Consider the following 23,208-nt stretch of genomic DNA (forward strand, 5'->3'; position numbering starts at 1 on the left):
GGCGGGTAATTACAGCTGTAATGGCTTTGTTACGCATCCTTAGGTGACGACTTAACAGAAGCAGACTTGGCTTTGGTAGCGGCCTTTTTGGCAGCCGGCTTCTTGGTCGCGGTAGCCTTGGCAGCGGGCTTTGCGGCGGCCTTAGCCTTGGCCTTGGTCGTCGCAGCCTTCGCCTTGGCCGGAGCCTTCTTGGCGGTCGCTGGCTTGGGCTTCACCGAGGACGCACGCTTGCGGGTCGCCTTCTTGGCGGCCGCTGGCTTGGGCTTTACCGAGGACGCACGCTTGCGGGTCGCCTTCTTGGGCTCCTCGACCACGGGCGGCTTATAGCTGCTGGGGCCGCGACGCTTAAGCACCACGCCTGCCAGGCTGGGCACCTTAATCTCGATAGAGTCCATCTGCCCGTTCCAGGGATAGGGCTCGCTCGAGCAGGTGTAGGGCTCCTCGCCAGCATAGCCGCTGCCGCCAAACTCGGGACGGTCGGAGTCAAAGATGACCTCCCAGTCGCCCTCACGCGGCACGCCCACACGGAAGCTCTCGTAGGCCGCCGGGTCAAAGTTGATCAGGATCACGAGGTCGTCATCGACGTTTTCGCCCTGACGCACAAAGCTCACGATGGACTGCTTGGAGTTGTCCGCGTCGATCCAGGTAAAGCCGTCGTCATTGTAACCGCGCTCGTACAGGGCGGGCTCGGCGGTATACAGGTGGTTGAGCGCCTTAATGAACGCCTGATGGTGTGCATGGGTCTCATACTGCTCGGTCAAGAACCACTGAATTGATTCGTAGTAGCGCCACTCGATAAACTGGCCGATCTCGTTGCCCATAAAGTTGAGCTTGGCACCGGGGTGCGTCATCTGGTAGAAGGCGAGCGTGCGCAGGCCGGCAAACTGGCGCCACCAGTCACCCGGCATGCGGCCGATGAGCGAGCACTTGCCGTGCACGACCTCGTCGTGGCTCAGCGGGCAGATAAAGTTCTCGGTAAAGGCGTACATGATGGAGAACGTGAGCAAGCCATGGTTGCCGGGGCGCCACGGAAAATCGGTCTGCATGTAGTGCAGGGTGTCGTTCATCCAGCCCATGTCCCACTTGTAGTGGAAGCCCAGGCCGCCGTCCTGCGGCGGATAGGTCACAAGCGGCCACGCGGTGGACTCCTCGGCCATCATCATCACGTCGGGGTAGTGCGCCTCAACAGCGCAGTTGACCTGACGGATAAACGCGCTGGCGTCCAGGTCCTCCTCGGTACCGTACTTGTTGAACTTCTTTTGGCCAGGATCGTCAATGCCAAAGTTGAGGTACAGCATGCTGGACACGCCGTCCATGCGAATGCCGTCCACATGGAAGTTCTCGATCCAGTACAGCACGTTGGAGACCAAGAAGGAGCGGACCTCGCCGCGGGCGAAGTCAAACTTGTGCGTACCCCAGTTGGGGTGAATCTCGTGCTCAAACAGCATGTGGCCGTTAAAAGTGGCAAGGCCGTGGGAGTCGGCGCAAAAACCGCCGGGCACCCAGTCCATGATCACGCCGATGCCCGCCTCGTGGCACGCATCGATAAAGTGCATGAGCTGCTGCGGGTTGCCGTAGCGCGACGTGGCGGCAAAGTATCCGGTCGTCTGGTAGCCCCAGGAGCCATCGAAGGGGTGCTCCATAAGCGGCATGACCTCGATATGCGTGTAGCCCATATCGCGCACGTAGTCCACGAGCTCCACCGACAGGTCGTCATAGGTGTAAAACTCGCCGCGCTGCGCAGGGAAGGGGTCCATGGGACCGGGGTAGTTGCCGTACTCGTCCGGCTCTCCCTGTGGCTCGTCTCCGTGGCGCTTCCACGAGCCAATATGCACCTCGTAGATGTTGAGCGGCTGCGACATGTGGTTGTGGCCGGCGCGGCGCTTGAGCCACGCGGCGTCATTCCACTGGTAGCCATCGAGGGTCCACAGCACGCTCGCCGTTCCCGGAGGGCACTCGGCCTTAAAGGCGTACGGATCGGCCTTGTAGAGCTTTTCGCCCTCGTTGGTCTCGATGAGGTATTTATAGAGTTGGCCCTGCTCGGCGCCAGGAATAAAGCCTTCCCAGATAGCGCTCGTGTGTACGGGCACCAGCGGGTTGGCTTGTTCGTCCCAATTGTTAAATTCACCGATAACGTGGACGCTCTTAACGTCGGGCGCCCAAACGCAAAAACGCCAGCCGCGCGTGCGCTGCTGCGTGTCGGGATGCGCGCCCATCTTTTCCCAGCTACGCTCCCACATTCCAATGCCAAACAGATAGACATCGTCCTTGGTGAGCTCCGGTGCGTGCGGGGCGGCTTTACGGGTAGCGGGCTTTTTGGTTGCTGGCTTTAGCTTTGTATCGCTCACGTTTGATCCCATCATGACGCGGCAGCGTGTTGCCTTGGTGACTAGATGCGAAAGGTCCAAGGCTGCACGAATCGAAGGGACGGCGATAGCTCTATGAGTCGTCCCACCTCGCGTGCTCGGTGGAACTTTCGGCAAAAACCACAATAACACCTGTCCGTTACTTTTATGGACGAAAGTGGATTTACGGTGGCGTTTAATCGGTGAGCGCCATGTTTATGCCACTGACAGAATTGCGATGGTAAAACTCTTGACAGTTTTACCAATTAGGGTTTCAAGATTTTTAGATTTACGTTTGGTAAAACGTTTTTAGCAGGTTGTTTACCATTTGACATTGAAAGGTTTGCGAATGAACCACACAGCCGCCTCTAATGTTGCTTTTATTTTTGATTGCGACGGCACACTGGTAAATAGCACCCCCGTTTGGGCCTATGCCCAGCCCGAACTATTGCGGCGTTACGGCATTGATGTAACGGTCGACGATTTTGCCCAGTTTGAGCATTTGTCGCTCGAGGACGAGTGCCAGGCCTACCACGACACGTGGGGCATTGGCGAAAATGGCGAGGAGCTGTATCGCGAGCTGAGTGACATCCTGATCGATGGCTACTCCAAGGTGCCGCCGCGCGAGGGGCTCCTGGCATTTTTGGAACAGGCGAAATTGGCCGGCATTGCTATGTGCGTGGCCACGTCCACGCCGGCCGAGCTGGTGCAGTCCGCACTCGCGGGTGCGGGGCTCGACGCCTACATGGAGTTTATTACCACGACGGGCGAGGCGGGCCGCTCCAAGCAGTTCCCCGATGTGTACGAGCTGGCGTTACGTCGCCTGGAAGAGCGCCACGGGCACCAGTTTGAGCGCGCGTGGGTGTTTGAGGACGCCGTCTTTGGCCTTAAGAGCTCTGGCACTGCAGGCTTTAAGCGCGTGGGCATTTATGACCCGCACGGCCGTATGGCGCGCGACGAGGTTCGCGACAACTGCGACATCTTTATCGACAGCTATGAGGACCTGGATCTGGCCCGCGTGCTTGCGTTTAAGGGCTAGGCGAGGGCCGTGGCTTGCAAAGTATTAGTTGTTTGCGGCTCACCGGTGGTGGCGAGCGCGGATCTGTTGCGTCGACTAGCGGGGGAGTGCGACCACGTTGTCGCCGTGGATCGCGGGCTCGACGCGCTGCTGGGTGCTGGCCTGGGTTGCGACGTGTATGTAGGAGATGCCGACACGGTGAGCGACGCCGGTCGCGCGTTGGTCGATGCCGCCGAGGCCTTTGAGGTAGAGCGCCACGACCCCTACAAGGACTATACCGATTTGGCACTTGCACTCGATTCCGTCCGACGCCGCTGGCCGGGTGCCGAGGTGGTTGCGACCTGCGCCACCGGCGGTCGCCCGGACATGGCGCTTTCCGTAACTGGGCTGCTTGCAGGCTACGAGGATGCCCCCATTTGGATTGCCGAGGACAAGGTAGTCGCCCGCATCCTTCACGCAGGCGAGTCGTGGACCATCGAGGGTGCCGAGGGCAAAACCTTCTCCATCATAGCCATAGCCCCTGGGACAGTAGTAAGCGAACACGGCCTAGAGTGGGAACTAGATCACAGCCCTCTAGGCCTGTTAGCTGACACGGGCATCTCTAATGTCGTAAGGAAAACGGCCAAGATTCAAGTCCACCAAGGCATCGCGATCGGTTATTTATACCGTGAGGGTTTTATCGGGACGGTGGGTTAATTAGCTGGTTTTGGCTAAGCCAAAACCAGCTAATTCAGCCCCGTCCCAGGAAAACCCGTAAGGCAGGGCAACAACCCAAAAAAATCTCTTGCATCCCCGCAAACATTCCCCTATAGTATCTCCTCGTCACGGGGGCGTAGCTCAGCTGGGAGAGCGCTTGACTGGCAGTCAAGAGGTCAGGGGTTCGATCCCCCTCGTCTCCACCATCGTGAATGCAAAGGCCTTCGGAAAACTGAAGGCCTTTTTTCATACGTGTCCACGCTACAAACCAAAGTGACGCTCGCATCAACCTGTAAAAAGTTGCGCAATTACCTCCCCGTTTTATACAAAGTTTGTTAGCCAAAACATAATAGTTTGAGCAATTCACGCCGCCAGCAATACAGCTCAGGCAGTGATCGCCAACCCACACACCCCCATAAACCTGCGGCAATGTGTGCAAGGCGGCACAATATCCCCCATAACCACGGCAAGTAACCAATATGTTGCTAAACACACCCCAAAACGTATGGGCTACCTGCTGTGCTAGGATATTTACGTTACATGAGTTCAACTGTGCTCACGGCTCCAGCAAGCCGCAAAGCACAGGGTCGATCAGCATCCGGCCGTAACGGCGGTGCCAGAAACACCACGAGCTCCAATAGTCGTCATGCGTTTCGCATCGAAATGCTTTGTTTTTGTCTACGAGCAAACTGTTCTTTCGATTCGATATTCCATGACTCATCGCAGCAGTCCTACAGCTGTTTGCGTGCGATTCAGTTTTGTTCCCGCTTGACTGGATCGCACGCAGCCAGCTGGGGTCGCGGTCATTTTGCGATACACGTCCGCGTCTCTAGCAACTGCACTTATACATACCGTTCACGGTGGGGCAGAGCCACGCGCTTGTCTAACTGGGCTCAGGGTTTGAATATGGAGCGCCTTCGCGCACAAGCGCCCTGGCGAAGCCATACCTAAACCCCGTGAGCCACACGTAAGACAGCAAGGGGGTGGTGCTCGTGTGGTATGTGATCCAGGTCATTAATGGTCGCGAAGATGTAATGCGCGAGCGCATTGAGCGCATGGTGCCGGCTGGCGCCATTCAGGAGCTCTTTTATCCCCAATTTCAAACCGAGATCAAGGTTCACGGCGAATGGGTCAACACGACCAAGCCGCTTTTTCCCGGTTACCTTATCTGCGATACGGCAGATCCCCGCACCGTGCAACAGTATCTGCTGCGCATGGACGACTTTGCCCGGGTGCTATCCCAGGACGGTCAGTTTGTGCCGCTGGCAAAAGAAGAGGTCCAGCTTATTGGAAGCTTTACTCATGCGGGAGACCGCGTAGTGCCCATGAGCGAGGCCCTAAAAGACGGCGACCAGGTCGTAGTGACGGCTGGTCCGTTGCTGGGCCACGAAGGCCTTATCAAAACCATTAACAGACGCAAGAGCACTGCTTATTTGGAGCTCGACCTGTGCGGCCGACGCGTAACCACCCGCGTTGGCCTAGCCGTGCTTTCAGCCGATCAGCGCGCAATGCGAAACCTTAAAAAGGCGATTGCCTAATTACGGGCAACTGTTTAACGGACAGGGAGGATCCCCGGGGGCGGGGACGTAGGCTAAGAGAGAATGTATTTAATGGGCGAACTCAAAACTGCTGCACTATTGCTGTTTATTACCGCTCTGGTGGTGACGTTGTTTACGGTGCCACTTGCGTCAAAGATTGCATGGAGGGTCGGCTCGATTGATTATCCGAGCCGACGTCGTGTAAATACCAAGCCCACTCCGCGAATGGGCGGCATTGCTGTAATGCTTGGCATGGCAGCTTCCTTCCTTATTTGGGTCTTGGCTGCTCCTTCTCTTGGTATGCCTTCTGCAATTCAAGTTTTGTCTTCCAATGGGGTAAATCCTTTGGGAGTTGCTGTGGCTATAGCGGCAATGTTTACCGTTGGTGCTGTCGATGACGCAATTCAACTTACTGCTCTCAATAAGTTTTTCTGGCAGATTGTTGCCGCTTGCATTGCGGTTGCATCGGGCGTTGTTATTGGTCAAATTGCAAGTCCACTATACGGTGGCTATCTCGATCTTGGCATCTTTGCCTACCCTCTCACGGTTATTTTCTTGGTTTCCTTTGCCAATATCATTAACTTAATTGATGGCGTTGATGGCCTCGCGTCTGGAATTACTGCTGTTTGCAGTGCTGCACTATTTGCTATGTCAGTTTTGACCTTCCGTTTTGAAACCGCCGCTTTGGTTGCCGCACTTTTCGGTGCAACGCTTGGCTTTTTACGCTGGAATTTTAACCCTGCTAAAATATTCCTTGGAGATTCCGGCTCGCTACTTCTTGGATTCTCCCTGGGTTTGGCCGTCATGTTGCTTAATACGGGCCATACTTCCCTCTCGATGATCCTTGCCCCGATTGTTATGGTCGGTGTCCCCATTCTGGATACCTTTGCTGCAATTGTTCGCCGGTCTCGTGTCGGAGTTAGTATCGGTACGCCCGATAAGGGACATATTCACCACCGACTTCTCAAACGTGGCTTTGGGCAAAAGGCTCTAGTTGCAATCATATATGCCATTACTGCCCTGCTGTGTGTGTTTGCATTCATCATTACCCAGGTCCCGCTCATCTGGAAGCTGCTTATCTTTGTTGTCTTGGCTGTACTCGCAATTCTTTTGGGCGTGTATCTGCAGATGTTCGTTCCGGTTGTACGTAGGAGATTTGATCCTGAGACCGGCGAAAACGAAGTTGTTCCCATCAATGAAGTTGACGAGTCCGAGGATTATACAAAGGAAGAGATTGCGTCTGCACTTGTTGGTGCGGTTGATGCCGATAAGGTGTCTGCTGGCCCCTCATTTAAGACTGAGCGTCCTCTGCGCGTTTTGGCTGTTAGCCAGCATTATTGGCCTGAGCCGTTTGCTATTGCCGATGTCTGTGAGGGACTTGCCGCCATGGGCCATGAGGTTACGGTGCTCACTGGCACCCCAAATTATCCTGATGGCGATATCTATCCTGGTTATGAGCGCGGTGCTCGCGGCAGTCAGGAGCGCAACGGCGTTCATATTAGACGTGTTGAAATTATTCCTCGTGGACGTGAAATTTGGCAGCGAGTGATCAATTACTACAGCTTTAGCTCTAGGGCTACTAAAGAAGCTCTTAGGATGAATGCAGAGTATGACGTTGTCCTTTCGTTCCAGACTTCACCCGTTATGATGGCAAGACCTGCACTTGCATACGGTGAAAAGCATAACGTGCCTGTTCTTTTGTGGTGTCAAGATCTCTGGCCCGAAAGTCTGACTGTTGGCAACATCAAGCGTACGTCCCTCATTTTTAAAGGCTATGCACGGGTTTCTCGCAAGATTTACAACGCTGCCACCGTTTTGGCTGTTACGTCGAGAAACTTTAGCGACTACTTTAAGTCTGTTCTCAAAATGGATCGCGATACGGTTTATCTTCCGCAATATGCAGAGGATATCTTCAATGAAGAGGCTCCTAAGCGTTCGGAGTATGATTCCGCAAAAGTAAATCTAACGTTCGCTGGCAACGTCGGAATTGCTCAGGCAGTGAATACATTTGTGGAAGCCGGTCACTATCTTGAAGGCGACCCGAGATTTGCACTGCACGTTGTGGGTTCGGGATCTGAACTTGAGACTCTTAAGAAATATAAGAGTGAGATTGGTGCTTCGTGCGTTGAATTCCATGGGCGCCATCCTTTGGCAGATATGCCGTCGTTCTACGGCTCAAGCGACGCGATGGTTGCCACTTTTGCTAACAATTCAATTCTTGGCTATACGCTCCCCAGAAAAGTTACTTCCTATATGGCGGCTGGACGGCCCATTTTGGGCACTGTGACCGGCGAAGCCCGCCATGTAATTGAAGAGGCTGGATGTGGCTTGTGCTGTGATCCGGAGGATCCAGAAGGTCTTGCCTCTATTTGCAGGCAGTTTGCCGATATGACGCCCAGCCAGCGCGAAGAGATGGGTAAGCGCGGCAGGCGATATTACGAAGAGCATTTTGCAAAAGACAGCTTCTACACGATTCTCGAGAAGGAGCTTCAGGCTATGAAGGATGGCAAAAATGAATAACTGCGGCGGTACGTTCACTGGTAAGACCCTCATGATCACGGGCGGCACCGGCTCGTTCGGCAACACCGTGCTCAAGCACTTCATGAACACCGACCTGGCCGAGATCCGCATCTTCTCGCGCGACGAGAAGAAGCAGGACGACATGCGCCACCGCCTGCAGGAGAAGTCGCCCGAGCTCGCCTCCAAGGTGCGCTTCTTCATCGGCGACGTCCGCAACGCCCAGAGCGTGCGCGACGCCATGCACGGCGTGGACTACATCTTCCACGCCGCCGCCCTCAAGCAGGTGCCCTCCTGCGAGTTCTTCCCCATGGAGGCCGTGCGCACCAACGTCATCGGCACGGACAACGTGCTGCACGCCGCGATCGAGGAGGGCGTCGACCGCGTCGTGTGCCTGTCCACCGACAAGGCCGCCTACCCCATCAACGCCATGGGCAAGTCCAAGGCCATGATGGAGTCCATCATCTACGCCAACGCCCGCAACGGCGCCGGCCGCACCACCATCTGCTGCACCCGCTACGGCAACGTCATGTGCTCGCGCGGCAGCGTCATCCCGCTGTTCATCGACCGCATCCGCAAGGGCGAGCCGCTGACGGTCACCGACCCCAACATGACCCGCTTCCTCATGAACCTGGACGAGGCCGTGGACCTGGTGCAGTTCGCCTTCGAGCACGCCAACCCCGGCGACCTGTTCATCCAGAAGGCGCCGGCGTCGACCATCGGCGACCTCGCCGAGGCCGTCCAGGAGGTATTCGGCCGCGTGGGCACTCAGATCATCGGCACCCGCCACGGCGAGAAGCTCTTCGAGACCCTCATGACCCGCGAGGAGCGCCTGCGCGCCGAGGACATGGGCGGCTACTACCGCGTGGCCTGCGACTCGCGCGACCTGAACTACGACAAGTTCGTCGTCGACGGCGAGGTGGAGACCCAGGCCGACGAGTCCTACACCTCCCACAACACCGAGAGGCTCGACGTGGAGGGCACCATCGCCAAGATCAAGACCGCCGAGTACGTACAGCTGGCGCTCGAGGGCCGCGAGCACGAGGCGGTGCAGTAGGGTGCGCGTCCTCGTCACCGGCGCGAGGGGCTTCGTCGGGAGGAACCTCTGCTGCGCGCTGAAGAACATCCGCGACGGCAAGGACCGCCGCGCCAAGTATCAGCCTCTCCTTCCCCTCGAGGTCATGGAGTACGACGTCGACTCGACTCCCGAGGAACTAGATGCGTACTGCTCCCGCGCCGACTTCGTCTTCAACCTGGCCGGCGTCAACCGCCCCAAGGACCAGTCCGAGTTCATGGAGGGCAACTTCGGGTTCGCCTCCACGCTGCTCGAGACGCTCGAGCGCCACGGGAACACGTGCCCCGTCATGCTCTCCAGCTCCGCGCAGGCGAGCCTCTCCGGCCGCTTCGAGGGCTCCGTATACGGCGAGTCCAAGCTCGCGGGGGAGGGCCTGTTCCGCGAGTACTCGGAGCGCACGGGGGCGCCGGTGCTCATCTACCGCTTCCCCAACCTCTACGGCAAGTGGTGCCGCCCGCGCTACAACTCCGCCGTGGCCACCTTCTGCGACGCCATCGCCAACGGACGTCCCTACACCGTGAACGACCCCAGCGTGGAGCTGGAGCTCCTCTACATCGACGACCTGGTCGGCGAGATGCTGGGCGCCCTGCTGGGTCAGGAGCACCGCTGCGGCTACGAGGGGCTCGAGCGCGTGGAGGGCGAGGAGTTCTGCTACGTCCCCGGTACCGACGTGAAGACCCTGGGCGAGATCGTCTACCTGCTGGGCGCTTTCCGCGACAGCCGCGAGACGCTCACGGTGCCCGACCTTTCCGAGGGCTCCTTCTCCAAGAAGCTCTGGAGCACGTTCCTGTCCTACTACGAGCCGGGCAACTTCGCCTACGGCCTCAGGCCCAACGTGGACGCGCGCGGCTCGTTCACGGAGTTCCTGCGCACGCCTGAGCGCGGGCAGGTCTCCATCAACGTGTCCAGGCCCGGCATCACCAAGGGAAACCACTGGCACATGAGCAAGTGGGAGAGGTTCCTGGTGGTCTCCGGCACCGCCTCCGTCAAGCTGAGGAAGGTGGGGGAGGACTCCGATGGAAACCCGTTCCCCGTCGACGAGTACGTCGTGAGCGGCTCCGACATGCGCGTGGTCGAGATGATCCCCGGCTACACGCACTCCATCACCAACCTGTCCGACACCGAGGACCTCGTGACGGTCATGTGGGCGAACGAGCCCTTCGACCCCGAGAGCCCCGACACCTACTACGAGGAGGTCTAGCCGCATGGGCAAGGACTATTCCGATATCGCATTCAGGGACGACGGCCGCCTGAAGCTGCTGATCATCGTGGGCACCCGCCCCGAGGTCATCCGACTGTCAGAGGTCATCAAGAAGTGCCGCCGCCACTTCGACTGCCTGCTGGCGCACACCGGGCAGAACTACGACTACACGCTCAACGGCATCTTCTTCCGCGACCTGTCGCTGGACGACCCCGACGTCTACCTGGACGCCGTGGGCGCGGACCTCGGCGAGACGGTGGGCAACATCATCGCGGCCTCGTACAAGCTCATGGTGCAGGTGCAGCCCGACGCCCTTCTGATCCTGGGCGACACCAACAGCTGCCTGTCCGCCATCGCGGCCAAGCGCCTGCACATCCCCATCTTCCACATGGAGGCGGGCAACCGCTGCAAGGACGAGTGCCTGCCCGAGGAGACCAACCGCCGCATCGTCGACGTGATCTCCGACGTCAACCTGGCATACTCCGAGCACGCACGCCGCTACCTCAAGGATACCGGCTGCGCCCCGGAGCGCACCTACGTCACGGGGTCGCCCATGGCGGAGGTCCTTCGCGCCAACCTGGAGAAGATCGAGGCATCCGACGTCCTCTCCGAGCTCGGCCTGGAGCCGAAGAAGTACATGCTGCTCTCCGCCCACCGCGAGGAGAACATCGACACCGAGGCGAACTTCACGAGCCTGTTCACCGCGATCAACGCGCTGGCGGAGAAATACGACATGCCGATCCTGTACTCCTGCCACCCGCGCTCCCGCAAGCGCCTGGAGGCCACCGGCTTCAAGCTCGACCCGCGCGTGCGCATGCACGAGCCCATGGGATTCCACGACTACAACTGCCTGCAGTTGAACGCCTTCGCCGTGGTGTCCGACTCCGGCACCCTGCCCGAGGAGTCCAGCTTCTTCGCGAGCGTCGGGCACCCGTTCCCGGCGGTGTGCATCCGCACCTCCACCGAGCGCCCCGAGGCCCTGGACAAGGCCTGCTTCACGCTCGCCGGCATCAGCGAGCGCGGCCTGCTTCAGGCCGTCCACACGGCCGTCGAGCTCGACGCGGAGGGTTCGCTTCCCGAGGCGCCCGTTCCCGACTACGCCGACGAGACCGTGTCCACCAAGGTGGTCAAGATCATCCAGAGCTACACCGGTGTTGTCAACAAGATGGTGTGGAGGAAGAGCCTGTAGTGACGGTCTATGCCCACATAAACACCGTGCCGAACGGCTCGACCGGCGGCATTATGATGAAGGAGCACCGAGAGCTTCTGGCTGCCGGCGAAGAATCCTATGTGTTCTGGGGTCGTGGCCGCGAGGCGGAAAAGCCGAACGAAATGAAGTTTGCCTCTGATGCAGAGGTTAAGCTCGACGTGCTTCAGACTCGCATAGATGGTAGGGCGGGTTTTCATAGCAAAAACGCTACGAAACGTCTTCTTGCTCGACTTGATGAGATTAAGCCTGATATAGTGCATCTGCATAACCTGCATGGCTACTACGTCAATGTCGAGATGCTTTTCGAGTGGCTTTCAAAACACGATTGCAGGGTCGAATGGACCCTGCACGACTGTTGGGCATTCACGGGCCACTGCGCACACTTCACATATGTGAAGTGTGCGCAGTGGAAAGACCGCTGCGCGTACTCAAAGCCTTGCTCGCAACTCTATACATATCCCAAGACGTACTCCAAATTGTCTTGCTCGTGGAACTTCGAGCAGAAGAAACGTGTCTTCAATCAGGTGCCCGCTGAGCGTATGAAGTTGATTACGCCCTCGCAGTGGCTTGCCAACCTGGTAGGGGAGAGCTTCTTGAAGGGTTATCCCGTCGAGGTGCGTCACAACACCATCGACATCGATGTGTTCAAGCCCACACCGAGCAATTTTCGCGAGCGCTACAACATCGGCAATCGTTTCATGATTCTGGGCGTAGCGAGTCCATGGACTGAGCGTAAAGGCCTTGCTGACTTTGTACGGCTGGCGGGGGAGTTGGATTCTGGCAAATTCGCCATCGTGCTCGTGGGGCTCTCTGAGAAACAGATTAAGGAGATGCCCGAGGGCATCGTGGGTCTAACTCGCACAGACTCACGTGAGGAACTCGCGGGCATCTACTCGACCGCTGATGTGTTTTTCAACCCAACGACCGAGGACAACTTCCCCACGGTAAACCTTGAGGCCGAGGCTTGCGGAACCTGCGTGGTGACCTACGATACCGGCGGCTGCCGGGAAACGTTGCGTCGTACGGATTCTCATGCTGTGAAGGGATACGAGCAAGGTCTTGCATTAATTAATAGATTAGGAGCGAAGGCGTGACGGGCACTGCAGTACAAACGAGACACAAAAGCGTTCGCGTATCTCATTTTTCAATATTACTTGCTCTTGTTTTGGCGCATATGCTGCTGTTTCTTACGGCGTCTATGATCGCCGATGCCGAAGCCAGACAAATTATGATGCGTGGCGATCTATTGTTCACTTTCGCGTTTAGTGTTGGGTATGCTGCTGCTTTTGCGTTCTGTCTTGTCCTATGCCTTGGATCCCGAACCATTCTTGCAGGCGTAGTGGCTAAGCGCGGGGGGCGCCCCTCGTGGTTAAAGTGGCTTACATTGCCGCAGTCCCTGCATTGGACTCGGGTGGGATCAGGAGCTTTTGGTCGTCCTCGTGCAAGTATCCCGCAGAGGCCCAACACGCTCTTAGGAGCTTGGTAGCTATGGCATTTTCTGCTGCTTGGCTCCTGCGATACGCACTTTCAGTAACGGGCGTGCTCTTAAGTGTTCTCGGTTATGCGGCTGTTGTGCCTAATGGTTTGTTGGCCGTGGCTGCCCTTGTGTTGTCCTGCGCCTTTCTTATTCACGTTCGCAACAACAGGCTACTTTTACTTGTGGGTATTGTATTTGCCTATCTTTGCTACAGCATTTTGTTCGTTAATTATTTGTCGCCGCTATTGACTACCGTGTTCACGAGGTACCGCAGCACGCCCGAAGCTGGAGTTGCACTTTCCGCACTGCTTCTCTTCATCTCGTGCCTGCTGCTGTTTATGCCTGATCGTATTGTGCCCTTTGGGGAAGGACAATCGTTAGTTGGAAGCGCGCGTTGCAATGCTGTGTTCGAGGTCGTGTTACTTATTGTACTCGGCTTAATTCTGGTGTTTGGGTTTGGGCGTCCCGATGCGATAGGCGAAGACAGGGGATCTCCTTCTGCACTCTACGAGTATTCAATGATTTTGTTTTTGCTTGGATATTATTTTGCTGGTAGTCACAAAGGGTGGATAGTAACTTTCTCTGTTCTGCTTGGACTCTATGCTTTACAGAACATTGTTTATGGCGGGCGTGTAACGGCACTGCAATTGTTGCTTATCCTTTTTTTCTGCACGTTAAATAAAAAAACGAGTACAAAGGTATTTGTTTCGGCGATTGTCTTTGGGCTTTTGGCGTTTACCCTTTTGGGGGCAATTCGCACCGGTCTCGCGCATGCTGGCCTGAGCGACTATCTTGAAGCTTTAAGTGATTCACTTTCTCGCGGCTTTACGTGGGATACTGCCTATTCTTCATGGCATACATCCGTTACCTTTATATTGTACGGCGGAATAATACCTCGCGCTGAGCATCTAAGACTTTTCGGTCAATGGGCCAAGTCAGTGGTTTTAGGCGGCTCTGTTCCTATGTGCAACCTTGCGAACCTGACGCTTCCGTATTTCTATCATTGCTTCGGTGGCGTGCTCCCCGTATTCTTCCAGTTTTATCTGGGGCCTATTGGCGTAATTGTTGCTTCGTTTTACGTTTCGGTCATCATCAGGTTTATCAGCAAAGCTTGCGAAGTGGTAAATCCCCCGTCAAGAGTGCTGCTTACACCTGCAATCGGCATCGTTTCTATGTATGTTTCCACGTCGTGCTTCAGATGGATTCTTTATTCGCCATCGCAGATTACTCGCGGGTTGTTGCTTTGCCTGCTGTGTTCTCTGCTTCTGTTTTGGCTCGATAGACAGATGCAGGCGAGCGGACTCGACGCGGCTTATGGTTCTCCGATCCAAGACTCACTTTCAAAAAACTCTAAGCGTTAATGGAGCTTTATGTCATCAGTAAAGTCACATAAGTCTTTCTACAAAAACACTGTCTGGCAGTACGGGCTGCAAATCGTTAAGTATCTGTTCCCGCTCATCACGCTTCCATACCTTACGCGCGTTCTTGAACCGGAGGGGTACGCGCTCTACGCCTACGTTGTTTCCTTCATGTCCTTTGCGCAGGTTTTTGTCGACTTCGGTTTTAACCTTTCGGGCACTAAGCGCATTGCAAAGGCATGCTCGGTGGGCGAGGAGAACCGTGTTATAGGCGCCGTTACTGAGGCGAGGCTACTTCTATGTGTTATCGCAGGAGTAGCTGTGATGATCGTTGCCTCTTTCCTACCTCTGACACAGAGCAATCTCCCTTATGTATTTCTGGCCTTCATAGCAGTGTGCGGAAAAGGACTCGTTCCCGACTTTTTGTTTCAGGGACACGAGAGGATGGGGCCTATCACCACGCGCTTCCTGGTTTCAAAGAGCATTTCGACCATTTCTACGTTTGTCCTGGTGCACTCGATGACCGATATCATGTGGGTGCCAGTGCTCGACATCATTTCGAACGGTGTGGCACTCGCATGGTCGTTTGCATCGGCGAAACGATGCTTCGGCACGACCATTGAATGCGTTGAGCTACGTGAAGCGCTGTTAGAGTTAAAAACCTCGGGCTTGTACTGCTTTTCGAACATGGCTGCCAGCGTTTTCTCTGGATTCACGACGCTGCTCATTGGTGTGGTCGTGACCGATGCGGCACAGGTGGCATACTGGTCTCTTTCCATGACTGCCGTGTCGGCGGTCCAGTCTCTTTACTCTCCTATCGTAAATAGCCTGTACCCCCATATGGTGAATAGCGGTGACTATCGCTTTGCGAAGAAGCTTAGTCTTCTTGCATTGCCCGTCGTCCTGGTCGGCACGGTTGCCTTCTGTCTGCTTTCTAATTTCATCATGCTTGTGCTGGGTGGAGAACAGTATCTCGTTGGCTCATGGGTGCTCGTATGGGTGAGTCCGCTACTTTTCTTCAGTTTCTTTGGAATGCTTTTCGGCTGGCCTGTATTGGGTGCTGTCGGCAAAGTAGCAGAGGTCACGAAATCTACCGTGGTTAGTGCCCTGTTTTGTATTGCCGTGCTTCTATTTGTCTCTCTCGTTGGCATAACGGATCTTCATGCAATCTGTCTCATTCGCTGCCTTACTGAGGCCCTTCTGTTCGGAATTAGGTTTTATTACGCACTGCCCGTGCTGCTCGGTAAGGAGGATGGCCATGCCTGATGCAATAGAGAGCGATTTCAAGTACCTGACCCTTGACGAGCTCCAATACGAGCTGTTAGAAATGCTGCTGAAGTTCGATACTTTCTGTAAAGAACATGAACTCCGTTATTCCCTTGATTCGGGAACTCTGTTGGGCGCTGTTCGCCACAAAGGATTTATTCCTTGGGACGACGATTTGGACGTTAATATGCCGAGACCGGACTACGAGCGTTTGCTATCAATTCAGAGTGAACTGCCCGAGGGCATGCATATAATAAACGCAAAGAACAGTAGGTTCGCTTACGGTTTTTCAAAGCTCTGCACCGATGCGATACGTGCTCAGGAGCCCTCATACGAGGGTTCAGTGGATGAAATGCTTTGGATCGACATATTCCCGACTGACGGGCTGCCTTCAAATGATTCCGAGGCCGAGATGGTCTGGAAGCGTGTACATAATGCAACTAGGCAGAATATATGGGCCTCGGTAAACCACCAGCCTGAGCATGGTATTCGAAAATTCATCAAGGTTGTCGGAGGCACCCTCTTTAGACTAGGCAAACCACAGGAACGCATGCTTTCCGCAATCTCCGAGGCAGCATCCAATCCCGGTTACGAAAACGCGGAGAGAGTCGGCTGTTTCGTAGGAAGTGGGGGCAAGTTCTGGAGTCTTCCCAAGAACGCATACGAAAAGACCGTAACCTTGGAATTTGAGGGACATTTGCTTCCCTGTATGGGCTGTTGGGACGAATTCCTTACCAAACTATACGGCGACTATATGCAGCTGCCACCTGAAACTCAGCGTCAAACTCATTGTCTAAAAGCGTGGCGAGTTTAACTACTGCCTCCTATAACCAAAATGTAACGAGAGGAAATGAATAATGCTTAATTTCGCTGTGGGGCCCGTGGCCTCTTCTGATAACGTTAGGGCAATCGGCTCCCTAGATACCCCTTATTTCCGCACCCCGGAATTTTCGCAAACCATGCTTGAAAACGAGCAGCTTCTTTGCCGTCTGGCTAACGCCCCCGAAGGTTCGCGCGCGATATTTCCTACTTGTTCGGGCACTGGTGCAATGGAAGCGTCCATCATGGGTCTACTGGATCCTAAATCCGATAAGGCAATTGTCGTCGACGGAGGCAGCTTCGGACACAGATTCCGTTCCATGCTGGAACTGCATGACATTGACAACGTTGCCATCGAACTCGTTCCCGGTGAACCCCTCACTGAGGCTGATTTGGAAACAATTGACGCCGAGGACTGCACTGCTTTCCTCGTGAATTTGGGCGAGACTTCGCAGGGCGTACTTTATGACGCCCACCTTATTGGTCGCTACTGTCGTGAACATGGCCTTTTCTTGATTGTAGACGGTATCAGTTCATTTTTAGCTGACCCGTTTGACATGACGCGTATGGGGGCTGACGTGCTTATTACCGACGCCCAGAAAGCTCTAGCTTGCCCTCCAGGCGTGGCACCCATGGTTCTCTCGCCTGATGCTGTTGAGAGGGCTTGCACAATAAAGCAGCCCTGCATGTATCTGAGTATTTACGATTTGCTAAAAAATCAGGAGCGTGGGCAAACTCCGTTTACCCCTGCGGTTACAACTCTTTTACAGATCCATGAAAGACTTTCCTTCATCGATGCAGCTGGCGGTGCAGAACCTGAAGTTGCACGATGCGCTAATGTGGCTAAGGACTTCCGCGATAGGATCTTATCATCCGGCCTGCCCTTTAAAATGCGGTTGGCTTCTCCTTCAAATGCTGTGACCTATATCGAGAGCCCGAAAGTAGGGGCTAAGGCATTGTTCGCCATGCTCAAAGATGAGTACGGTATCTGGTTGTGTCCTAACGGCGGGAAGAAGGCCAATTCCTCGTTCAGGGTTGGTCATATCGGCGAGCATAAGCTGTCCGATAATGCGCTTCTAGTTGCGGCGCTTGTCGATGCCTGCGGGCGTCTGGCACCTAATCTCCGCGAGGAAGTCTAGTTATGATGAAGGTCATCACCTATGGCACATATGATCATCTTCATCGCGGTCATATTCGTCTTTTGAAGCGGGCAAAAGCCTTAGGCGACTATCTAATCGTGGGTGTCACTTCTGACGACTTCGACAAGCAACGTGGCAAGATTAACGTACAGCAACCACTCGAGGAGCGCATTGCTGCAGTAAGGGCCACGGGTATTGCCGACAAGATAATTGTCGAAGAGTATGAGGGTCAAAAAATTGATGATATCAAGCGCTATGGCGTGGATATTTTCACTGTAGGCTCTGACTGGGTAGGGCATTTCGATTATCTAAATGAGTATTGCAAGGTTCAATATCTTGAACGTACAAGCGGCGTATCATCCACTGAAATTCGCAGCTTAAAAATTAAACGTTGCGGACTGGTGGGATACACCGGCTACATGAATCGTGTATATGCAGAATGCGGCCTTGTAAACGGACTTGAAGTCGTTGCAATATGTACGAAAGATAGAAGCTTGCTAAGCAAAGGTCCTCTAGGCGTACCGCTTATTACAGATGATTACGATGAATTGCTAAACGCTGTAGACCTGGTCTATATCCATTCCCATCCCAATTGTCACTATAGTCAAGTAAAAAAAGCGCTGATTGCGGGCAAGCACGTTATGTGCGAAGCTCCGATTGCAAAAAGCGCAGACGAATGTGATGAGTTGTTTTCTTTAGCTGACGATTTGGGTCTAGTGCTAATGGACTCTCTTCGAACTGCATATTCAACAGCATACGTTCGCATGTTGTTGCTTGTTGCGGGCGGTCGCATTGGCGACGTTGTATCTGTTGATGCTACTTGCACTAATCTCAACACAAATCGATTGCCGTACTCATTGAGTCATGAAACCGCATGGAGCAGCATGACAGCTTGGGGACCAACAGCATTGCTGCCGATTTTCCAAATTTTGGGCGCCAATCCCGAGCGTGTACAGTTTTCTTCCTTATGTGATCCAAATGATAAGGCCTTCGATATCTTCTCGAGAATTAACGTCGAGTATGGGGGCGCTGTTGGTAGTGCAAAGGTTGGTGCCGGCGCCAAGTCCGAGGGTAGCCTTGTTGTATCGGGAACCAAGGGTTATGTATATGTTCCTGCTCCATGGTGGAAAACGGACTACTTTGAAATTCGCTATGAAAATCCATCTGACAACCGTCGATATTTTTACCAATTAGATGGAGAGGGAATTCGATTTGAGTGGGTTTCTTTTTTAAGAATGATTGAGTCTGTATGCGAGGGATCTGATGGCGTAGAAGCCCTTCGGCGTGAGGGCGGTATTGAAAGAGAAATAACGCGCGCTACCTGTGAAGCAATTGGTTCTTTTGAACGTGGCGAGCGCGTGAGATTTATGGAGGTTCATAAATGAAGAAAATCCTTCTATTGGGCGGTCCCGTTTTCCAAAAACCAGTTATTGAACGCGCCAAATCTATGGGTCTTTACGTTGGCGTGGCCGATATCAGCAAGCAGGCTCCTGCAGCCCCACTTGCTGATGAGTTTTTCCAAGGCTCTATTAGGGATTACGAAGCGATGCTAGCAATCGCTCGTGAGTTTAAACCTGACGCCATTGCTAGCGGTGCATGCGACACCTCCGTTGTCACTGTTGCTCGTCTTTGCGAGGAGTTGGGGCTGCCGGGCAATTCCGTAGATGCGGCGCTCAATTCAACTGACAAATTACGCATGATTAAATGCTTTGCACAAGAGGGGGTGGCTCATCCTGCTTTTGCTGTGGCTAAGAAGGCCGAGCTGGATGTTTTCGTGCCCCCCTTCCCGTATCCAATCATAACCAAGCCCACAGATAGCGCCGGGGGCAGGGGAGTAAATTTGGTTTCATCGCCGGAAACTCTCTTGTCAGCACTTCAAACTGCATCCGCTGCGGGCGTTTCGGGCGACGTACTCGTCGAAGAATGTATGTCTGGCCCCGAAGTTAGCGTAGAGATTATCATTTCTGATGGCGTTCCTCACGTTCTGCAAGTAACCGATAAACTCACATCAGGTGCGCCGAATTTCTTTGAAATTGGGCATGTCCAGCCGACGAGTTTAAGCTGTGAACAGCGAAAGGCAATCTCCGATGTTGCGTCATCAGCCGTACTTGCAGTCGGTCTTAAAAACAGCGTCGCGCATGCCGAAGTGATGCTAACTTCTGAAGGACCCAAAATGGTTGAGCTTGGAGCTCGACTCGGTGGTGGCTGGATAACTTCTCATCTAATTTGGAATTCCGTAACTGGAATCGATATGGTAGAGACCATGATTAAGGTTGCGTTGGGTGAAAAAGTGCATGATTTTAACTTCAGCAATAGCGGCATATACGTAGCCACCAAATTCCTCCCTGCTCGAGAAGGCGTCCTTAGCGGATTGAATGGCATTGAATCCGCTAAGGATTCAGAAGGCGTTATCCATGTTGAAGTTCACGGTACTGTTGGACAAAGATACAGCAAGGCAGTGGACGATTCTGCTCGTTTTGCTTCAGTTGTTGCTAACGGCAAGACAAAAGAAGAAGCGTTGTCCAACTGCGACCGCGCTCTCAGTTTAATTGAAGTTCAAATGGGATAAGAATAATTCGCGAGCTTTATATTCAAAACTACACGAGGGACAGGATCAATTACAGCGGTTCTGTCCCTCATTTGTTATTTGCTTCGATGTCCTCGGCGGACAACTCGCTACGTGTTTTCTTCAAATTTAAAGAAAAGTTTATAATAATGAAAATACGACCAAGTCCAATTGGTGCCCAACTGATGATGGTTCAGATTGCAACATCGGTTTGTTTTATCTAATTAGTGCTGTAAGGTAAATCAATCCAAAGGAACTATATGAATTCCAGCAAAGCGAAGTGCAGGCCGCCGAAGCCGACGAAAAACGCAGGGCTTTCCAATGAAGACCTTAAATGGGTTCTCGATAGAACTAGTGCCTATATTCGCGATGCAGATACTAAGAATGCCTTCATTGTCGCGTTACTTTCTGTTGTCGTCACAATCACCCTGTCTGATGGAGAATTTCTAACCAAAATCAATCAAATGATAAAAGAAGGATGTCCGTACTGTTGTGTAGTCTTTCTTCTCGGATTGGCCTCCTCCTTAACGGTGATAACCGTATCGGGATCGGTCTTCCCTAGGCTAGACTCTAAAGAAGCAAGATGTTCGAATATCTATTATGGCGATATAAGCTCATTCGATTCCGCTAGAGAATATCTCGATTCAGTTGATCGTTGCAGTTTAAGGAGCGAGTTGATTAACCAGATCCTCGTCAACTCCAAGATAGCAAAGAAAAAGATGGCCCTTAATCGGTACTCAATTATCTCCTTATTAGTTTTTATTGCGATGCTCACTTTGGTTCAGATTTTTGGAGGCGCATTTTAATCGTGTATTACGACTATCGAGCGGGAAAAGAAAGAATTGACGGAATTCTTGATAGTGAATTAACAGTTATCGAAAATAACAGATTGCCCAAAAGCGATAGCCTGACCTTTGATAACTCATATTTATCGTGGGTTTCTGCCATATTTATTGATATTAGAGATTCGACAAAGTTAATGGCTCTCGATGACCAGGAATACGTAGCAAAGGTTGTACGCTGTTTCACATCAGAGCTTATTGAAATTCTTCGAAATGAAGACACGTTAAGAGAAATTGGCATTAGAGGCGATTGTGTTTATGCAATTTATACAACGCCGCAGAAAAACGACGTTGACGACGTTTTCAATCTGGCCGTTTGGTGCAACACATACTTAAAAATGTTAAATGCTACTCTGCGCGAACGTAATCTTGATGAGCTCAAAGCAGGGATCGGTCTAGCGACTGGCCATGACCATATTGTGAAAGCAGGTAGAAAAGGAGTAGACATTAATGCGCACGTTTGGATGGGTGATGCCGTGTCAACTGCCTCAAAGCTGAGTTTCTGGGGACAGAAAAACGGACGTCAGCGTATATGGATGTCTTCATGTTTCTACTCTAATATCATTGATTGTGAAGTTGAAATAAACCAAGATGCGAAAAGCTGGTTTACGAAGTCTACGGTAGAGCCTTATGGAAGCTATAGCTGCGATGTTGTCAAGACTGATATGAACGCCTGGATTAACGAAGGCATGAGCTAATTATCTCTAAATCTTGGCATCGAGATCGATTGTTTCATTTTGTCATATTGATTCCTCCGCTTCAGTCGCCTTAGGACTAAACGACTGAAGCGACTGATTTTAGACACGTAGTGACTTGCTGCAATGCCTTTACGTAGGCGAGAAATCGCAGATTATATTGGCCCTAGAATAAATCAAGCGGTTGTCGACTTTCTGTTAACACATCGTGGTTTGATGCGAGTGGCGCAGATGTTAAAGTTGGGTGTATGGATGTTTTCCTTGTGTCCACACGCTTTGTAGCGCCCGCCGGCGACGCTTTTGGTTTAAATGCCGAGGTGGACACGCTTAAACGAAGAGATATCTGACGTAGGTTATTCCTCCTTTCACCGACTGGCAAAACGATTTACACCTAATTTCAGGATTCGTTCACAGGCAATTCGTTCGCTACTCGTTCGATCTCGCTACTCTAATAACTGCTGCTACCAGGTAATTTGCCGGAGCAGCTTCCATTGGCTCTTGCGAAGATCGGAGCGGTTATGTTTGCTGCCGCGTTCCACACTAGCCGTCACTACATCCTGTTTACTGTCATGGCCTGCCTATGCGTTTTGCTGGGCGGGCCTTCTTATGCCGCGGGCGCGGAGAGCCTGTTCATCGCGGGCGCCACGTACTACGAGCCGGGCGCGTCGGGTCCCGGGTGGGCTTGGACCGCTGCCGACCACCTGGAGCTTAACGGCTACGAGGGCGAGGCCATCGGCGTGGACGGCGACCTGGTGGTGACGCTGACCGGGCAGAACACTGTTGTCGAGACGAGCGCGCTCGACGTGGACATCTCGCGTTGCGGCATGGAGGTGTGGGGCGATCTGACGCTCTGCGGAGCCGGATCGCTGGTGGCCACGGGCTCGCAGTGCGGGATCTACGTGTCGGGGACGCTCGCGGTGGACGGCTGCAAGGTTGAGGCGCGGGCCGACGGTGCCGACATCGCAGATGCGCAGGTGGCCGGCGTGATCGCGGACGGTCTTGCCGTTCGCCGCGCTGGGCGCGTTGTCGCCGCGGGCGCGGGCTCCGGGGCGGGCTTGTGCGCCTATGGCGTGTGTCTGCTGGGCGGGGCTGCTGGCGGTGGCACGGCCGGGCAGCTTACCGTCGATGCGTCCTGGCTGGATGCGTCGGGCGCCAACGGCGGCGTCGCCTGCCTGGGCGGGTCGCTTGCATCCGCTCGCTTTGTGGCGCCCGCGGGCGGGGCCTTTGGCGCAGGCGGCGTGGCGGATGCCGACGGGTCCGTGGCAGCGCATGTGACGATCGAGCCCGTGGATGCCACGGCGCCGGCGGGGGAGACCGGCGGGCCCGATGTGCCGGGCGATGGTCCGTCCGCCCCTGGCACCGCCCCCGCTACCGGCGAGCCAGCTGCGAATCCGTCGACGAATCCCACACAAAAGCCCGCGTCCGCGACTAAGACGGTGACCACGA

The 23,208-nt window shown here is 54.1% G+C and carries 18 protein-coding genes and 1 tRNA gene; 18 read left to right on the forward strand and 1 reads right to left on the reverse strand.

Annotation, left to right across the window (positions count from 1 at the left end):
- Nucleotides 1–29 precede the first annotated feature (29 nt).
- Entirely contained in the window at nucleotides 30–2,363 is a 2,334-nt protein-coding gene (gene glgB / locus ACQRAP_RS06155; protein WP_427795176.1) for a 1,4-alpha-glucan branching protein GlgB, read from the reverse strand.
- Nucleotides 2,364–2,694: 331 nt separating this feature from the next.
- Between glgB and ACQRAP_RS06160 the strand changes: the two genes are divergently transcribed.
- The 18 genes from ACQRAP_RS06160 to ACQRAP_RS06245 all read left to right on the forward strand — a co-directional run.
- Nucleotides 2,695–3,384 carry an HAD family hydrolase gene (locus ACQRAP_RS06160; RefSeq protein WP_427795158.1) on the forward strand — a complete coding sequence of 230 codons (690 nt, stop codon included), beginning with the start codon at nucleotides 2,695–2,697 and terminating at the stop codon, nucleotides 3,382–3,384.
- Nucleotides 3,385–3,393: 9 nt separating this feature from the next.
- The gene (locus tag ACQRAP_RS06165) at nucleotides 3,394–4,059 is read left to right on the forward strand and encodes a thiamine diphosphokinase (RefSeq protein WP_427795159.1); all 666 of its coding nucleotides are present in this window, start codon (nucleotides 3,394–3,396) and stop codon (nucleotides 4,057–4,059) included.
- 130 nt (nucleotides 4,060–4,189) lie between these two features.
- Nucleotides 4,190–4,265, forward strand: a tRNA-Ala gene (locus tag ACQRAP_RS06170).
- Between the two features lie 786 nt (nucleotides 4,266–5,051).
- The gene (gene loaP / locus ACQRAP_RS06175) at nucleotides 5,052–5,597 is read left to right on the forward strand and encodes an antiterminator LoaP (protein ID WP_427795161.1); all 546 of its coding nucleotides are present in this window, start codon (nucleotides 5,052–5,054) and stop codon (nucleotides 5,595–5,597) included.
- 72 nt (nucleotides 5,598–5,669) lie between these two features.
- Entirely contained in the window at nucleotides 5,670–8,117 is a 2,448-nt protein-coding gene (locus ACQRAP_RS06180) for a glycosyltransferase (protein ID WP_427795162.1), read from the forward strand.
- Complete coding sequence (locus tag ACQRAP_RS06185; RefSeq protein ID WP_427795163.1) at nucleotides 8,101–9,171, forward strand: polysaccharide biosynthesis protein; 1,071 nt, start codon at nucleotides 8,101–8,103, stop codon at nucleotides 9,169–9,171. The genes ACQRAP_RS06180 and ACQRAP_RS06185 overlap by 17 nt, the downstream gene beginning before the upstream one ends.
- A gap of 1 nt (nucleotide 9,172) precedes the next feature.
- A complete protein-coding gene (locus ACQRAP_RS06190) occupies nucleotides 9,173–10,390 on the forward strand; it encodes an NAD-dependent epimerase/dehydratase family protein (RefSeq protein WP_427795164.1) in 1,218 nt (405 codons plus the stop codon).
- Nucleotides 10,391–10,394: 4 nt separating this feature from the next.
- Nucleotides 10,395–11,579, forward strand: a complete 1,185-nt coding sequence (wecB, locus tag ACQRAP_RS06195) for a non-hydrolyzing UDP-N-acetylglucosamine 2-epimerase (RefSeq protein WP_427795165.1) — start codon at nucleotides 10,395–10,397, stop codon at nucleotides 11,577–11,579.
- Nucleotides 11,579–12,694 carry a glycosyltransferase gene (locus ACQRAP_RS06200; protein ID WP_427795166.1) on the forward strand — a complete coding sequence of 372 codons (1,116 nt, stop codon included), beginning with the start codon at nucleotides 11,579–11,581 and terminating at the stop codon, nucleotides 12,692–12,694. Before wecB ends, ACQRAP_RS06200 begins: the two co-directional genes overlap by 1 nt.
- A 394-nt stretch (nucleotides 12,695–13,088) precedes the next feature.
- Entirely contained in the window at nucleotides 13,089–14,438 is a 1,350-nt protein-coding gene (locus ACQRAP_RS06205; RefSeq protein ID WP_427795167.1) for a hypothetical protein, read from the forward strand.
- A gap of 9 nt (nucleotides 14,439–14,447) precedes the next feature.
- Nucleotides 14,448–15,701: an oligosaccharide flippase family protein gene (locus ACQRAP_RS06210; RefSeq protein WP_427795168.1), complete on the forward strand. Its 1,254-nt coding sequence runs from the start codon at nucleotides 14,448–14,450 to the stop codon at nucleotides 15,699–15,701.
- Nucleotides 15,694–16,515 (forward strand): LicD family protein, encoded by an 822-nt coding sequence (locus ACQRAP_RS06215; protein WP_427795169.1) that lies wholly within the window; start codon nucleotides 15,694–15,696, stop codon nucleotides 16,513–16,515. The genes ACQRAP_RS06210 and ACQRAP_RS06215 overlap by 8 nt, the downstream gene beginning before the upstream one ends.
- 43 nt (nucleotides 16,516–16,558) lie before the next feature.
- The gene (locus tag ACQRAP_RS06220) at nucleotides 16,559–17,659 is read left to right on the forward strand and encodes a pyridoxal-phosphate-dependent aminotransferase family protein (RefSeq protein WP_427795170.1); all 1,101 of its coding nucleotides are present in this window, start codon (nucleotides 16,559–16,561) and stop codon (nucleotides 17,657–17,659) included.
- A gap of 2 nt (nucleotides 17,660–17,661) precedes the next feature.
- On the forward strand, nucleotides 17,662–19,044 hold the full coding sequence (locus ACQRAP_RS06225; RefSeq protein WP_427795171.1) for a Gfo/Idh/MocA family oxidoreductase: 1,383 nt from the start codon (nucleotides 17,662–17,664) through the stop codon (nucleotides 19,042–19,044).
- Nucleotides 19,041–20,228: an ATP-grasp domain-containing protein gene (locus tag ACQRAP_RS06230; RefSeq protein WP_427795172.1), complete on the forward strand. Its 1,188-nt coding sequence runs from the start codon at nucleotides 19,041–19,043 to the stop codon at nucleotides 20,226–20,228. Before ACQRAP_RS06225 ends, ACQRAP_RS06230 begins: the two co-directional genes overlap by 4 nt.
- 257 nt (nucleotides 20,229–20,485) lie before the next feature.
- The gene (locus tag ACQRAP_RS06235; protein ID WP_427795173.1) at nucleotides 20,486–21,031 is read left to right on the forward strand and encodes a Pycsar system effector family protein; all 546 of its coding nucleotides are present in this window, start codon (nucleotides 20,486–20,488) and stop codon (nucleotides 21,029–21,031) included.
- Between the two features lie 2 nt (nucleotides 21,032–21,033).
- Nucleotides 21,034–21,765, forward strand: coding sequence for an adenylate/guanylate cyclase domain-containing protein (locus ACQRAP_RS06240; protein ID WP_427795174.1), 732 nt, complete (start codon nucleotides 21,034–21,036; stop codon nucleotides 21,763–21,765).
- A 488-nt stretch (nucleotides 21,766–22,253) separates the two neighbouring features.
- Nucleotides 22,254–23,208 (forward strand): hypothetical protein (locus ACQRAP_RS06245; RefSeq protein WP_427795175.1); only part of this gene is annotated, 955 nt, incomplete at its 3' end.

Source organism: Collinsella sp. SGI.180 (assembly GCF_050313455.1).
Taxonomy (GTDB): domain Bacteria; phylum Actinomycetota; class Coriobacteriia; order Coriobacteriales; family Coriobacteriaceae; genus Collinsella.